Annotated in this window: 11 protein-coding genes; 4 read left to right on the top strand and 7 right to left on the bottom strand. The window is 71.2% G+C overall.

Translation table 11 applies throughout. The features are described 5' to 3' along the window. Window positions 1-197: 197 nt before the first annotated feature. Window positions 198-509: a ferredoxin gene (locus IE287_RS15850; protein WP_031013977.1), complete on the top strand. Its 312-nt coding sequence runs from the start codon at window positions 198-200 to the stop codon at window positions 507-509. A 4-nt stretch (window positions 510-513) separates the two neighbouring features. Here the strand turns inward: IE287_RS15850 and IE287_RS15845 are convergent, their stop codons facing one another. From IE287_RS15845 to IE287_RS15835, 3 genes are all read right to left on the bottom strand, one after another. Further along, window positions 514-1,107: a hypothetical protein gene (locus IE287_RS15845; RefSeq protein WP_189849695.1), complete on the bottom strand. Its 594-nt coding sequence runs from the start codon at window positions 1,105-1,107 to the stop codon at window positions 514-516. 174 nt (window positions 1,108-1,281) lie between these two features. Continuing rightward, window positions 1,282-2,169 (bottom strand): tRNA (adenine-N1)-methyltransferase, encoded by an 888-nt coding sequence (locus IE287_RS15840; RefSeq protein ID WP_031013975.1) that lies wholly within the window; start codon window positions 2,167-2,169, stop codon window positions 1,282-1,284. 19 nt (window positions 2,170-2,188) lie between these two features. Continuing rightward, window positions 2,189-3,322, bottom strand: coding sequence for a site-2 protease family protein (locus tag IE287_RS15835; RefSeq protein WP_229883521.1), 1,134 nt, complete (start codon window positions 3,320-3,322; stop codon window positions 2,189-2,191). A gap of 178 nt (window positions 3,323-3,500) precedes the next feature. On the opposite strand from IE287_RS15835, the gene IE287_RS15830 reads away from it, so the two are divergent. Both IE287_RS15830 and IE287_RS15825 read left to right on the top strand, forming a co-directional pair. Continuing rightward, window positions 3,501-4,403 (top strand): RecB family exonuclease, encoded by a 903-nt coding sequence (locus tag IE287_RS15830; protein WP_229883512.1) that lies wholly within the window; start codon window positions 3,501-3,503, stop codon window positions 4,401-4,403. Between the two features lie 10 nt (window positions 4,404-4,413). Then, the gene (locus tag IE287_RS15825; RefSeq protein WP_189849692.1) at window positions 4,414-5,091 is read left to right on the top strand and encodes a response regulator; all 678 of its coding nucleotides are present in this window, start codon (window positions 4,414-4,416) and stop codon (window positions 5,089-5,091) included. 71 nt (window positions 5,092-5,162) lie between these two features. Here the strand turns inward: IE287_RS15825 and IE287_RS15820 are convergent, their stop codons facing one another. The 4 genes from IE287_RS15820 to metH all read right to left on the bottom strand — a co-directional run bounded on the left by IE287_RS15820 (window position 5,163) and on the right by metH (window position 13,288). Beyond that, window positions 5,163-6,737: an ABC transporter substrate-binding protein gene (locus tag IE287_RS15820; RefSeq protein ID WP_189849691.1), complete on the bottom strand. Its 1,575-nt coding sequence runs from the start codon at window positions 6,735-6,737 to the stop codon at window positions 5,163-5,165. A gap of 66 nt (window positions 6,738-6,803) precedes the next feature. Continuing rightward, window positions 6,804-8,396: an ABC transporter substrate-binding protein gene (locus tag IE287_RS15815; RefSeq protein WP_189849690.1), complete on the bottom strand. Its 1,593-nt coding sequence runs from the start codon at window positions 8,394-8,396 to the stop codon at window positions 6,804-6,806. A 504-nt stretch (window positions 8,397-8,900) separates the two neighbouring features. Beyond that, entirely contained in the window at window positions 8,901-9,599 is a 699-nt protein-coding gene (locus IE287_RS15810) for an HAD family hydrolase (RefSeq protein ID WP_189849689.1), read from the bottom strand. A gap of 170 nt (window positions 9,600-9,769) precedes the next feature. Then, window positions 9,770-13,288, bottom strand: a complete 3,519-nt coding sequence (gene metH, locus IE287_RS15805; RefSeq protein WP_189849688.1) for a methionine synthase — start codon at window positions 13,286-13,288, stop codon at window positions 9,770-9,772. Window positions 13,289-13,544: 256 nt separating this feature from the next. Here metH and IE287_RS15800 point away from each other — a divergent pair, with 256 nt between their 5' ends. Continuing rightward, a complete protein-coding gene (locus tag IE287_RS15800; protein WP_189849687.1) occupies window positions 13,545-14,309 on the top strand; it encodes an IclR family transcriptional regulator in 765 nt (254 codons plus the stop codon). Window positions 14,310-14,392: the final 83 nt, after the last annotated feature.

Genomic DNA, 14,392 nt, shown 5'->3' with positions numbered 1-14,392 from the left:
CTGCGTGGGTGATGATTGAAACCCCTAGATCAAAAAGACTCCGGGGAGTGTCCGATCTTCACCCTTGCGCTTCCCCTTCTCGCCAGGGGAATACCCACCCTTCACGCTCTGAAAGCGGGCAGTTGTATCGTCGTGTGGAGTCAACACCCGCGGGTCGCGGCCTCAATTGTCCGCGCGGAGCAGAAACGGCAGAAGAGATGAGCGTGCAGCACGAGGCGCCGGCCGAAGGGGCCGAGGAGGCCCTGGAGGTCTGGATCGACCAGGACCTGTGCACCGGGGACGGGATCTGCGCTCAGTACGCTCCCGAGGTCTTCGAACTGGACATCGACGGGCTCGCGTATGTGAAGAGCGCCGACGACGAACTCCTCCAGGAGGCCGGGGCGACCACCCCGGTGCCGCTGCCCCTGCTCCAGGACGTGGTGGACTCGGCGAAGGAGTGCCCGGGCGACTGCATCCACGTGCGGCGGGTGCGGGACCGCGTGGAGGTGTACGGCCCCGACGCGGAGTGAGGCGTCAGACGCCCCGGGCCTCCGCGCCCGCGGTCCGGACGAAGGCACCGCCGGTCCACTCCCAGGTGACCTGCTCCTTCTCGTCGGGGCAGCAGCTGGGGACGTCGGCGGACGAGTAGCCGAGCAGGGTGGCGCGGACGGCCCCGTCGCGGACGGCGAGGCCGGTCACGCTGCGCCGCTCGCCCGGGTCGACGAGGGTGGCCACCACGCGCGCGGGCGCCTGGGCACCGCGGCCGGGGGTGAGCACGTACAGCCCGGCGGGCGGCGTTCCGGATCCGGCTTCGCAGTGTACGACCGCAACGGTCTCGGGCTTCCCGTCGCCGTCCAGGTCGCCGGAGGCGGACCGGGCGACCCGGTGGTCCGCTCCCCCGCACTCCAGGGGGTAGTCGGCCGTCGTGGCGTCGGGTGCGACGGCCGGCCCCGGGGCTGCCGGGGCGGGTGCGGCCGTGGTGGCGGGGCCGGCCTCGGCGGCACGGGGCGCCAGGGCGCCCGCGAGGGCGACGACCGCGGCGGTCGCGGTGGCGGTGGCCAGCCAGTGCAGCGGCCGGGCGTGGGTGTGTGCGAGGTCCACGGTGTCCGGGGCGGCGGAGGGCTGCACGCGAGACGTCTCCTGTGAGGGTCGTGCCGAGGGGTTGCGGGCATCGTGCCACACGTCACAGGGCGGCGGAACAGCCGGGGGCCTCGAACAGGGGTACCGAACGCGCCGGCGCCGCCGCCCGTTCCCCGCGGTGCGGGGAGGGGCGGCGGCGCCGGCCGGGATCCTGTCGGGGTGTCAGCCCTTGTTGGGGCCGTCGTAGTCCTCGCCGTAGGCGCCCTTGGCGGGGCGGCGGCGGCGCATCGGGGGCTCCACGCCGTCCGCGAGGCGGCGGGCGGTGACGAGGAAGCCGGTGTGCCCGATCATCCGGTGGTCGGGGCGGACGGCCAGACCCTCGACGTGCCAGTTGCGGATCATGGACTCCCACGGCTGCGGCTCGGCGTAGCAGCCGATCTCGCGGATGGACTCCACGGTGCGGGCGAGCTGGGTGGTGGTGGCCACGTAGCAGCAGAGGATGCCGCCCGGGACGAGCGACTTGGAGACGGCCTCCAGGCACTCCCACGGGGCGAGCATGTCGAGGATGACCCGGTCGACGTCGGTGTCGGTCAGGTTGTCCTGGAGGTCGCCGACGGTCAGCTGCCAGGCCGGGTGGGGGCCGCCGAAGTAGCGCTCGACGTTGCCCTTCGCGATCTCGGCGAAGTCCTCGCGGCGCTCGTACGAGTGCAGCATGCCGCTGTCACCGATGGCGCGGAGCAGGAAGCTGCTGAGCGAGCCGGACCCCACGCCGGCCTCCACGACGCGCGCGCCGGGGAAGATGTCGGCGAAGGCCAGGATCTGCCCCGCGTCCTTGGGGTAGACCACGGCTGCGCCGCGGGGCATGGACAGGACGTAGTCGGGGAGCAGGGGGCGCAGCGCGAGGTAGGCGACGTTTCCGGTGGTACGGACAACGCTGCCCTCGGGGGCGCCGATCAGTTCGTCGTGCGGGAAAGAACCCTTGTGGGTGTGGAAGTTCTTTCCCTCTTCGAGCGTGAACGTGTAGTGACGGCCCTTGGGGTCGGTCAGCTGAACCTGGTCCCCGACCTTGAAGGGCCCGCGTCGGCGGGCGGCACCGGTCGGTTCGGACATGTGAACAACCATACCGGGCTCACGAGGAGGGGCGTGCCATGGCCTTGACGAAGGCGCGCTCGACGTCGGTCGTGGCGAGGACCCCGTAGATCTCGCCGGTCTCCTCCACGACCAGGTACTCGGTGGCCGGGGTGGCGCGGAGGTGGTCGAGGAGCGGCTGGCCGGTGAGTTCGGCGGGGACCCGCATGCCGGGGGTGAGGTCCTGGGCGAGGGTGCTGACGGCGACCCAGGGGCGGCGGTGCTGGGGGACGGCGGCGATGGCGGCCTCGCGGACGATGCCGGTGGGGCCTCCGGTGCCGTCGACGACGACGAGGGCGCGGGCACCGGCCTCGTTGGCGCGGCGGAGGGCCTCGGAGAGGGGGGCGTCGGGCTCGACGGGGACGGCGCGGCGGGTGAGGGCGCGGGCCCGGAGCTCGGGGAGGTGCTCGCGCAGGCGGGCCATCCGGAGGCTGTTGCCGGCGCCGGTCCAGATGATCGCGGCCAGGATGGCGGCGAGGAGGGCGTCGGTGACGGTGGTGAAGCCGTCGATGTCGGCCGTGGAGTTGCCGAGCCAGCCGGTGCGGGTGAGGAGGGGGAGGCCGATGAGGACGGTGACGGCGAGGGCGCGGCCGACCCAGGCGGCGGCGACGGTGCCGCTCATGGGCTTGCCGGTGATCTTCCAGACGACCGCCCGGAGCATCCGGCCGCCGTCGAGGGGGAGGCCGGGGAGCAGGTTGAAGATCGCGACGATGAGGTTGGAGATCATCAGGCCGGCGAGGAGGACGCCCGGCACGGTGCCCGGTTCGACGGCGTACAGGGAGAGGTAGAAGAGGCCGGCGAGGACGAGGGAGAGGAGGGGGCCGACGAAGGCGAGGACGAACTCGCGGCCGGGGGTCTCCGACTCCTTCTCGATCTCGGAGACGCCGCCGAAGAACTGGAGCTGGATGCGCCGCACCGGGAGCTTGAAGCGGAGGGCGGCGAGGGTGTGGGCGAGTTCGTGGACGAGGACGGAGGCGTAGAAGGCGACGGCGAAGAAGAGGGAGACGAGGTAGCGGGCCGCGCCGAGCTCGGGCAGGACCCGCTCGATCTGGTCGCCGAAGACCCAGGTGATGAGGGCGGCGACGAGGAACCAGCTGGGGGCGACGTAGACGGGCACGCCGAAGGGCCGGCCCATGAGGATCCCGCCGCCGGGTTCCTCGGTCCGCTGCGGCTTGGGCTCGTCCTGGTTCACGGGTTCCTCTCGTCGCCGGGTGTGACCGCGCCGGTGCGTCACGGATCGATCATGCAGCGCGACGGGTCATGCGTCGATGGTATGCGGCTCTCTGTCGGTGGCGGGTCGTAGGGTCTGTGTCATGAGTACCAGCGAACGGCTCCCGGCGGGGCCCCGGCCGCCCATGTCGCTGTCGCCCTCGCGGGCGAGCGATTTCATGCAGTGTCCCCTGTTGTACCGGTTCCGGGTGATCGACCGGCTGCCGGAGAAGCCGAGTGCCGCGGCGACGCGGGGGACCCTGGTGCACGCGGTCCTGGAGCGGCTCTTCGACGATCCCGCGGCGGAGCGGACGGTGCCACGGGCGAAGGCGATGGTCCCGGGGCAGTGGGACCGGCTGCTGAGGTCGCGGCCCGAGCTGGGCGAGCTGTTCGCGGACGACCCGACGGGCGACCGGCTCGCCGGGTGGCTGGCCGAGGCCGAGTCGCTGGTGGAGCGGTGGTTCACGCTGGAGGACCCGGCGCGCCTGGAGCCGGCCGAGCGCGAGCTCTTCGTGGAGACGGAGCTGGAGTCGGGGCTGCGGCTGCGCGGGGTGATCGACCGGGTGGACGTGGCGCCGACCGGCGAGGTGCGGATCGTCGACTACAAGACGGGCAAGGCGCCGCGGCCGGAGTACAGCGAGGGCGCGCTGTTCCAGATGACGTTCTACGCGCTGGTGGTGTGGCGGCTGAAGGGGGTGATCCCCCGCCGGCTGCAGCTGGTCTACCTGGGCAGCGGGGACGTGATGACGTACGACCCGGTGGAGGCGGACCTGCGACGGGTGGAGCGGAAGCTGCACGCGCTGTGGGAGGCGATCCGGGCGGCGACGGCCTCGGGCGACTGGCGGCCGCGGCCGACGAAGCTGTGCGGGTGGTGCGACCACCAGGCGGTGTGTCCGGAGTTCGGGGGCACTCCCCCGGCGTACCCGCTGGAGATCGTCTCCGCGCGCCCGCCGGAGTCGGGCGAATCGGGGCAGGGCAGAATGGGCGACGACCGGCCCGCCTCGTGAAGGAGCCCCTGTGACGATTCGCGTCCTCCTGGTCGACGACCAGCCGCTGCTGCGCACCGGCTTCCGGATGATTCTGGAGGCGGAGCAGGACCTCGCGGTGGTGGGCGAGGCCGGTGACGGTCTGCAGGCGCTGGACCAGGTCCGGGCGCTCCAGCCGGACGTGGTGCTGATGGACATCCGGATGCCGCGGATGGACGGGGTGGAGGCGACCCGGCAGATCACCGGCCCCGGCCGGGACGGGCCGGCGAAGGTGCTGGTGCTGACCACCTTCGATCTCGACGAGTACGTGGTGGAGGCGCTGCGCGCGGGCGCGAGCGGCTTCCTCCTGAAGGACGCCCCGGCGAACGAGCTGGTGCAGGCGATCCGGGTGGTGGCGGCGGGCGAGGCGATGCTGGCCCCGTCGATCACGCGCCGGCTGCTCGACAAGTACTCGGCGCATCTGCCGACGGGCGAGGAGCAGGTTCCGGACACCCTGGCGACGCTGACCGACCGTGAGGTGGAGGTCCTGAAGCTGGTCGCCAAGGGCCTGTCGAACGCGGAGATCGCGGCGGACCTGTTCGTCAGCGAGACGACGGTGAAGACGCACGTCGGGCACGTGCTGACGAAGCTGGGGCTGCGCGACCGGGTGCAGGCGGCGGTGTACGCGTACGAGAGCGGCCTGGTGCGTCCGGGGGCGAACGGCCAGTAGCGGCCGGCGGTACGACGGGAGGGTCCGGCACGTTCGGCGTGCGCCGGGCCCTCCCGTGTTCCCCGTGGGGGTCAGCTCTTGCGGATCTCCCAGAAGCGGAAGACGGTCGAGGCGTCCAGGGTCCACTCGAGGCCGGTGACGCCGTCGCGGGTGACGGCGTACTGCTTGCCCTGCCAGAGCGGGAGGAGCGGCAGCTCCTCGGCGACGGCGTCCTGGATGTCGCCGTACTCCTTGTCGGTGGCCGAGCGGTCGGCGGTGGCGGCGGTCTTCGGCAGGAGGGTGCCGGTGATCGCCTTGTTGTCGTAGTGGTTGGAGAGGACGTTGCCCTCGCCGAAGAAGGGGGCGGTGAAGTTGTCGGCGTCGGGGTAGTCGGGGACCCAGCCCTTGACGTAGACGCCGTACTTGCCGTCGGCGATGTCCTTCTCGTACTGGTCGAAGGCGACGGACTTGACGTCGGCGGCGAAGAGGCCGCTGGCGTTGAGCTGGGCGGCGATGGCCTTGAGCTCGGCGTCGGTGGAGGGGCCGTAGCGGCTGGGGGTGGACCAGAGGGTCAGGGTGACCTTGCCCTTGATGCCGGCGTCGCGCAGGGCCTTCTTCGCCTTGGCCGGGTCGGGGGCGCCGTAGGTGTCGAAGAAGGCGGTGTTGTGGCCGTTGATGCCGGCCGGGACGATCGAGTACAGCGGCGTGGCGGTCGACTTGTAGACGTCCTCGACCAGGGCGTCGCGGTCGACGAGGTGGGCTATCGCCTTGCGGACGCCGAGCTTGCCGGCGACCGGGTCCTTCATGTTGAAGACGAGGTGCTGGACCTCGGCGCTGCCGCCCTGGACGACCTGGACGTCGCGGTCCTCGGTGGAGGTCTCCAGCGCGGAGATGTCGGCGGCGGAGAGGCCTCGGTAGGCGACGTCGACGTCACCGTCGGCGAAGGCCTTGCCGAGGGCGGAGCGGTCGCCGTTGTAGAGCTTGAGGCTGATCTTGTCGTTGCGGCGCTCGGCGGTGCCCTGGTAGCCGGTGTTGGCCGAGAAGACGGCCTCGGTCTCGCCGAAGGAGTCCAGCTTGTACGGACCCGAGCCGACGGCCTTGCCGTCGGTGCGGAGCGCGTCGGCGGGGTACTCGCGGTGGTCGACGATCGAGCCGGCGCCGGAGGCGATCTTGCTCGGGAAGGTGGCGTCCGGGACCTTGAGGTGGAAGACGACGGTCCGCTCGTCGGGGGTCTCGATGGTCCCGATGGTGGAGAGCAGCGGCGCCGGGCCGGAGGGGTCGGCGATCTTCAGGGCGCGCTCGAAGGAGAACTTGACGTCCTCCGAGGTGAGCGGGTTGCCGTTGGAGAACTTCAGGCCGGGCCGGAGGGTGCAGCTGTAGACGGTGCTGCCCTCGTCGAAGCCGCACTTCTCGGCGGCCTCGGGCTCGGGCAGGGAACCGCCCTTGGGGAAGGCCATGAGGGACTGGAAGACGTTGTTGAACAGCAGCCAGGAGCCGGGGTCGTAGCCGGCGGCGGGGTCGGTCGCCATGATCTCGTCGGACATGCCGACGCGGATGGCGTCCGCCGTGTCGGAGCCCGCTCCCTGTTCGGTGCCACAGCCGCCGAGGAGGGCGGCGGAGAGGCCCGCGGCGAGCGGGGCGGTCAGCCACTTGTGGTGCGTCTTCACAGAACTTGCCTCGTGATCTCTTGCCAGGCCGGCCGCGCGTGGCGCGCGGCCGGTACAACGAAGGGGTCAGGCGGTGGTGCCGCGGCTCAGCTCCCACAGCAGCAGGTCGGACGAGGTGTTGAGGGCGTACTCGACACCGTTGATGTCGTCGCGGGCGGCGACGTACTGCTTGCCCTGCCAGAGCGGCAGGACGGGCACGTCCTGGGCGACGATCTTCTGGATCTGCTGGTAGACGGGGCCGGCGGCGGTGCGGTCGGCCTCGCGGCGGGACTTCGGGATGAGCTGGTCCCGGACGGTCTTGTTGACGTACGGGGTGCCGAGGAAGTTGTCGCTGTCGAGGAAGGGCGCGATGTAGTTGTCCGGGTCCGGGTAGTCCGGGAACCAGCCGAGGCCGTAGACGGCGTAGTCGCCGCGGCGCTGGGCGGGGCGGAACTCGGACCAGGCGGTGCCCTTGACGGTGACGTCGAAGAGCTCGCTGGCGATGAGCTGGTTCCTCAGCGTCGCGAACTCCTCGGCGGTCTCGGCGCCGTAGTGGTCGGTGGTGTAGTTCAGGGTGAGCTTCACCGGGGTCTTCACGCCGGCCTTGCGGAGGATGCCGGCGGCGCGGGCGGTGTCGCCCTCGCCGTACTCCTCGTAGAAGGGGGTGGCGTGGCCGGTGATGCTGGAGGGGATGAGCGAGTAGAGCGGCTCCGCGGTGGGGCCGTAGACCCGGTTGACGAGGGCGCCGCGGTCCACGACGGCGGCCATGGCCTGGCGGACGGCCTTCTCCGCGACGCCGGGGGCCTTGGTGTTGAAGCCGAGGTAGCGGATCTCCAGGCCGGGGACCTCGGAGACGCGGATGCCGGCGGCCGGGCTCTCGGTGAGGTCGCGGATCTGCTCCTGGGAGAGGGAGCGGGCCATCATGTCGATGTCCTTGCTCTCCAGGGCCTTGCCCATGGCTCCGGCGTCGCTGTAGGCGCGCAGCTCGACCCGCTCGTTGCGGGGGGCGATGTCGCCCTTGTAGCGGGGGTTGCGGGAGAAGACGAAGCGGGTGACCTGGTCGCCCTCCTGCTCGGCCTTGAGGGTGTACGGGCCGGAGCCGTCGACCTGGAAGCCCTCGCGGAGCGCGTCGGCGGCGTACTTGTCCTTGCTGAGGATGCCGGCGACGGGGGTGGAGAGCTTGTGCGGGAAGGTGGCGTCGGGGGCGTTGAGGTGGAAGACGATCTCGCGGTCGCCCTTGGTCTCGACGGTGTCGACGGTCGACAGGAGGGCGGCGGCGCCGTTGTCGGACTTGATCTTCCGGACCCGGTCGATGGAGTACTTGACGTCCTCGGCGGTGACGGGGGTGCCGTCGGCGAAGGTGAGGCCGGCCCGCAGGACGCAGCGGTAGCTCTCGCTGGCCCTGTCGGAGAAGCCGCAGCTCTCGGCCGCCTCGGGGACGGGCTGGCCGCCGCCGCGGGGGACGCGGACCAGGGTCTGCACGGTCTGCCGGAGGATGTTCCAGGCACCGGTGTCGTACGCGTAGGCCGGGTCGAGGGGGGCCGGCGCCTCCTCGGTGGCGACGAACTGGTCGGTGGTTCCGACGACGATGGCTCTGCTCTCCTCTCCCGTGCCGCAGGCGGCGAGCAGCGGGGCGAGCAGTCCGGCAACGGCCGGCAGCACCAAGGTCTTGCGGTTCATCAAGGGACGTTCTCCTCAGCCGGCCTGGGGTACAGCGGTCATGACGACACTCCGCCGCCGGCCGCCCGGTCGGGGCGGGAGCGATCGGGCCGGGAAGTTGCGATCGGTCCTGTGTTCTCGGCGACTTGGGTATGCGCCGGTGCACGCGGTGATTGCGGCGAAGTACTCGCGAAAGATTAGTGGGCGGCGCCGCTATTGCCGGACGGGGCGGCCCGTGGGGGGTAATCGCAGGGTGATCATGAATGCGTCCGCTTCGATAGTCATGCGGTGCGCGAGAGGGACGGCACCGAGCGAATCGGGACACAAGGGGGCGGCGGACGTCCGCATTCCGGGCATGGAACGCGGTCAGGCCACCCCTCGGCGAGCACGCTGGGTGACCAAGGTCACGCGGCTGCAATTCGATGGATGGCCTGAACCAATTGCACGGAAGACGCGCCCGGGCGGACGGGAGAAGGTCACGGAAGACGGCCTCGGCGAATACCCGGGGTAATGCTCAGGGAAAGCTCAGATTCCCGAGACGAGGGTCCTCAGGAAGGGGACGTCCACCTCTTCGAGGGAGCGGACGACGACCCGGCCGGGCACGGCGGGGATCGGCGCCACGGAGGGGACCGCGACGACCCGGCAGCCGGCCGCCTCGGCGGCGGCGACGCCGGTGGCGGTGTCCTCGATGACGGCGCACAGGGCGGGGTCGGCGCCGACCCCGCGGGCGGCGGTCAGGTACGGCTCCGGGTGCGGCTTGGTGCGGACCACCTCGTCGCCGGCGACGGTGAGGTGGAAGCGGTCGCGGCCGACGGACTCCAGGACGCGGTCGATGATCCTCCGGTGCGAGGCGGAGACGAGGGCGGTCGGGATGGCGTGCCGGGCCAGTTCGGCGAGGAGCCGCTCGGCGCCGGGCATGAGCGGGACACCGCGCGCGATGCGCTGCTCGAACTTCTCGTTGAGCAGCACGCTCAGCTCGTCGAGGGTGATGTCGGCACCGGTCGACTCGATCAGGTACCCCGCGCTGCGGGTCATGGGCCCGCCCACCACGATGTCCTTCCAGGCCTCGTCGAGGCGGTGCCCGAGGCCGGCGAAGACCTCGACCTCGGCGTCCCACCAGAAGCCCTCGGTGTCGACGAGGGTCCCGTCCATGTCGAGGAAGACCGCCTGCAGGGCGGAGCTTCCGTTGGCGCGGAACAGGGACGCGGGGACCGTACTGGTCATCCGGCACACCTCCATGGAGGGACGGAAAGGCCGGCCCCCGCTCCCGGTACGGGGAGGAGGGCCGGCCTGCACTGGACCGACAAGTGTACGTCCCGATCACCACCGCCGCCGATATTTGCGGGGCGGCGTCAGCGTGTGGTCATCGGACCGTCACCCTGCGTCGAGGTGCGTCAGCGGGCGTTGAAGTACTTCGCCTCGGGGTGGTGGAGGACGATCGCGTCGGTGGACTGTTCGGGGTGGAGCTGGTACTCCTCCGAGAGGTGGACGCCGATCCGTTCGGGCCGCAGGAGTTCGGCGATCTTGGCGCGGTCCTCCAGGTCGGGGCAGGCGCCGTAGCCGAGGGAGAAGCGGGCGCCGCGGTACTTGAGCGCGAACATGTCCTCGACGGCGGCCGGGTCCTCGCCGCCGAAGCCGAGTTCGGCGCGGACGCGGGCGTGCCAGTACTCGGCGAGGGCCTCGGCCAGCTGGACGGACAGGCCGTGGAGTTCGAGGTAGTCCCGGTAGGCGTCGGCGGCGAAGAGTTCGGCGGTGGCCTCGCCGATCTTCGAGCCGACGGTGACGACCTGGAGGCCGACGACGTCGGTCTGTCCGGATTCCTCCGGGCGGAAGAAGTCCGCCAGGCACAGGCGGCGGCCGCGGCGCTGGCGGGGGAAGGTGAAGCGGGTCCGCTCGTTGCCCGCTTCGTCGAGGATGATCAGGTCGTCGCCCTTGGAGACGCAGGGGAAGTAGCCGTGGACGACGGCCGCCTCCAGCAGGTTCTCGGTGTGCAGCCGCTCCAGCCAGCCCCGCAGCCGCGGCCGGCCCTCGCTCTCCACCAGCTCCTCGTACGTCGGCCCGTCGCCGGCCCGGTTCTGCTTGAGGCCCCACTGGCCCTTGAAGAGGGCGCCCTCGTCGAGCCAGGAGGCGTAGTCCTTGAGCGGGATGCCCTTGACCACGCGGGTGCCCCAGAACGGCGGGGTGGGGACGGGGTTGTCGACGGCGACGTCGGAGCGGCCGCCGGGCTCGGGCTCGTCGACCTGGAGGGCGGCGGCTCCGCCCTTGGCGACCCTGCGCTGCTTGAGCTCGGGCAGTGCGGCGCCGGGGACGCCGCGCTTGACGGCGATCAGGGCGTCCATGAGGCGCAGGCCTTCGAAGGCGTCGCGGGCGTAGCGGACCTCGCCCTGGTAGATCTCGTGGAGGTCCTGTTCGACGTAGGCCCTGGTCAGGGCGGCGCCGCCGAGGATCACGGGATACCGGGCGGCGAGGTCGCGCTGGTTGAGCTCCTCCAGGTTCTCCTTCATGATCACGGTGGACTTCACCAGGAGACCGGACATGCCGATGACGTCGGCGTGGTGTTCTTCGGCGGCTTCGAGGATCGCGGAGACGGGCTGCTTGATGCCGATGTTGACGACGTTGTAGCCGTTGTTGGACAGGATGATGTCGACGAGGTTCTTGCCGATGTCGTGGACGTCGCCGCGGACGGTGGCCAGGACGATGGTGCCCTTGCCGTCCGCGTCGGACTTCTCCATGTGGGGCTCCAGATGGGCCACCGCGGTCTTCATCACCTCGGCGGACTGGAGCACGAACGGCAGCTGCATCTGCCCGGAGCCGAACAGCTCGCCGACCGTCTTCATGCCGTCGAGGAGGGTGTCGTTGACGATGTCGAGGGCCGGGGTGGTGGTCAGTGCCTCGTCGAGGTCGGTCTCCAGGCCGTTCTTCTCGCCGTCGATGATCCGCCGCTTCAGCCGCTCCTCCAGCGGCAGCGCCGCCAGCTCCTCGGCCTTGCCCGCCTTCAGCGACTTGGCGGTGGCACCCTCGAAGAGAGCCATCAGCTTCTGCAAGGGGTCGTAGCCCTCCGCGCGCCGGTCGTAGATCAGGTCCAGCGCGGTGGTGACCTGTTCCTCGTCGAAGCGGGCGATGGGAAGGATCTTCGAGGCGTGCACGATCGCCGAGTCCAGACCCGCCTTCACGCACTCGTCGAGGAAGACCGAGTTCAGCAGGATCCGGGCGGCCGGGTTGAGACCGAAGGAGATGTTCGACAGCCCCAGCGTCGTCTGCACCTGCGGCCGGCGGCGCTTCAGCTCACGGATCGCCTCGATCGTGGCGATCCCGTCCCTGCGCGACTCCTCCTGCCCGGTGCAGATCGTGAACGTCAGCGTGTCGATGAGGATGTCCGACTCACGGATCCCCCAGTTCCCGGTCAGGTCGTCGATGATCCGCTCGGCGATGGCGACCTTGTTCTCTACCGTGCGGGCCTGGCCTTCTTCGTCGATGGTCAGCGCGATCAGCGCCGCGCCGTGCTCCCGGGCCAGGGCGGTGACCTTCGCGAACCGGGACTGCGGACCGTCACCGTCCTCGTAGTTGACCGAGTTGATCACCGCACGCCCGCCGAGCTTCTCCAGCCCCGCCCGCAACACCTCGACCTCGGTCGAGTCCAGCACGATGGGAAGAGTGGAGGCGGTCGCGAAGCGGCCGGCCAGCTCCTCCATGTCCGCGACCCCGTCACGGCCCACGTAGTCCACGCACAGGTCCAGCATGTGCGCGCCCTCGCGGATCTGCTCCCGGGCCATCTCCACGCAGTCGTCCCAGCGGGCCTCCAGCATCGCCTCGCGGAACTTCCTGGACCCGTTCGCGTTCGTCCGCTCCCCGATCGCCATGTACGACGTGTCCTGCCGGAAGGGGACCGTCTGGTAGAGGGAGGCGGCGCCGGGCTCGGGGCGGGGGTCGCGGACGGTGGGCGTGAGGTCCTTGACGCGCTCGACGACCTGGCGCAGGTGCTCGGGGGTGGTGCCGCAGCAGCCGCCGACGAGGGAGAGGCCGTAGTCGCGGACGAAGTTCTCCTGCGCGTCGGCCAGCTCGGCCGGGGAGAGCGGGTAGTGGGCGCCGTCGGAGGTGAGGACGGGCAGGCCCGCGTTCGGCATCACCGACAGCGGGATCCGGGCGTGGCGGGCCAGATAGCGCAGGTGCTCGCTCATCTCGGCCGGGCCGGTGGCGCAGTTCAGACCGATCATGTCGATGCCGAGCGGCTCCAGGGCCGTCAGCGCCGCCCCGATCTCCGAGCCCAGCAGCATGGTCCCGGTGGTCTCGACGGTGACGGAGACGATGAGCGGCACGTCCGCGCCGAGCGCTTCGAGGGCGCGGCGGGCGCCGATGACGGAGGCCTTGGTCTGCAGGAGGTCCTGGGTGGTCTCGACGATGAGCGCGTCGGAACCGCCGGCCAGCAGGCCCTCGGCGTTCTGCTGGTAGGCGTCGCGCAGGACCGTGTACGGGGCGTGGCCCAGGGTCGGCAGCTTGGTGCCCGGCCCGATCGAGCCCAGCACCCACCGCTGCCGGCCGTCTCCGGCGGTGAACTCGTCCGCGACCTCGCGGGCGACCCGCGCCCCCGCCTCCGACAGCTCGTACACGCGGTGGGCGATGTCGTACTCGCCCAGCGCCGCGTGGTTCGCGCCGAAGGTGTTGGTCTCCACGCAGTCCACGCCCGCCGCGAAGTACTCGCGGTGCACCGACGCCACGATGTCCGGACGCGTCAGGCTCAGGATCTCGTTGCAGCCCTCCAGGTTCTGGAAGTCCTCCAGGCTGGGGTCCTGGGCCTGCAGCATGGTGCCCATCGCCCCGTCGGCGACGACCACACGGGTGGCGAGCGCCTCACGGAGCGCGGCGGCGCGGCTCCGGCTGTCGGCGGAGACGGAAGGGCTGGGCGACGAGGCCATGAAGGGGCTCCCTGGGCTGCGACGGCTGTCGGCTTTACACCCTGGGCACAGGGTGCACGGGGTCAGCGTAACCGCGGTTCGACCGGGGCGGACACGGCGTCCCACGTGGCGGACGGCATCCTTTGTGCGAGGACTCCCGGTACGGCCCCTTCTTCGAGGACACTGTCAGGTGCGAGGCAAGGTCGGCATCGACCGATAGTGTTCAGCATTGTCGAACGTCGGTATCTGTGCGTACGTGAGGGAGAAGGGCCGGGCGATGGCGAAGAACATCCAGTCGCTTGAACGGGCGGCGGCCATGCTGCGACTGCTCGCGGGTGGCGAGCGCCGGCTCGGACTGTCCGACATCGCGTCCTCGCTCGGGCTGGCCAAGGGCACGGCCCACGGCATCCTGCGCACCCTCCAGGCGGAGGGCTTCGTGGAGCAGGAGGCCGCTTCGGGGCGGTACCAGCTGGGCGCCGAGCTGCTGCGCCTGGGCAACAGCTATCTGGACGTCCACGAGCTGCGCGCGCGGGCGCTGGTGTGGACGGACGACCTGGCTCGGTCGAGCGGCGAGAGCGTGCACCTGGGGGTGCTGCACCAGTCGGGCGTGCTGATCGTGCACCACGTCTTCCGGCCGGACGACAGCCGGCAGGTCCTGGAGGTGGGGGCGATGCAGCCGCTGCACTCCACGGCGCTGGGCAAGGTGCTGTCGGCGTACGACCCGGTGGCCCACAGCGAGGTGGTGGAGGTCGAACGGGAGCCGTTCACGCCGCGCACGGTAACGGGCCTGGAGGAGTTCGAGTCGCTGCTCGACATGACGCGTGCGCGCGGCTGGGCGGCGGACGTGGAGGAGACCTGGGAGGGCGTGGCCTCGGTGGCGGCGCCGATCCACGACCGGCGCCGGATGCCGGTGGGGGCGGTGGCGGTGACCGGGGCGGTGGAGCGGCTCTGCCCGGCCGGGGAGCTGCGCCCGGAGCTGGTGGCGGCGGTGCGGGACTGCGCCCGGGCGGTCTCCCGGGACCTGGGGGCGGGCCGCTTCTGAGCCCACGCCCGCGGGGCCGGTGAACCGGCCCGCACGGAGAGCGAACCCGTCGGTAACGATCGCGTTATCGGCGGGTTTTTCGT

This window comes from Streptomyces omiyaensis (genome assembly GCF_014650895.1).
Classification (GTDB): Bacteria; Actinomycetota; Actinomycetes; order Streptomycetales; family Streptomycetaceae; genus Streptomyces; species Streptomyces omiyaensis.
Note: the sequence above shows the minus strand (reverse complement) of the source record. Positions and strands in the feature narration are given on the sequence as shown.

What these genes read in the sequence shown, in the direction of transcription:
- metH (WP_189849688.1), bottom strand. Translation starts at nt 13,288, where the DNA reads ATGGCCTCGTCGCCCAGCCCTTCCGTCTCCGCCGACAGCCGGAGCCGC.
- IE287_RS15850 (WP_031013977.1), top strand. Translation starts at nt 198, where the DNA reads ATGAGCGTGCAGCACGAGGCGCCGGCCGAAGGGGCCGAGGAGGCCCTG.
- IE287_RS15815 (WP_189849690.1), bottom strand. Translation starts at nt 8,396, where the DNA reads ATGAACCGCAAGACCTTGGTGCTGCCGGCCGTTGCCGGACTGCTCGCC.
- IE287_RS15800 (WP_189849687.1), top strand. Translation starts at nt 13,545, where the DNA reads ATGGCGAAGAACATCCAGTCGCTTGAACGGGCGGCGGCCATGCTGCGA.
- IE287_RS15840 (WP_031013975.1), bottom strand. Translation starts at nt 2,169, where the DNA reads ATGTCCGAACCGACCGGTGCCGCCCGCCGACGCGGGCCCTTCAAGGTC.
- IE287_RS15830 (WP_229883512.1), top strand. Translation starts at nt 3,501, where the DNA reads ATGAGTACCAGCGAACGGCTCCCGGCGGGGCCCCGGCCGCCCATGTCG.
- IE287_RS15835 (WP_229883521.1), bottom strand. Translation starts at nt 3,322, where the DNA reads ATGGGCCGGCCCTTCGGCGTGCCCGTCTACGTCGCCCCCAGCTGGTTC.
- IE287_RS15810 (WP_189849689.1), bottom strand. Translation starts at nt 9,599, where the DNA reads ATGACCAGTACGGTCCCCGCGTCCCTGTTCCGCGCCAACGGAAGCTCC.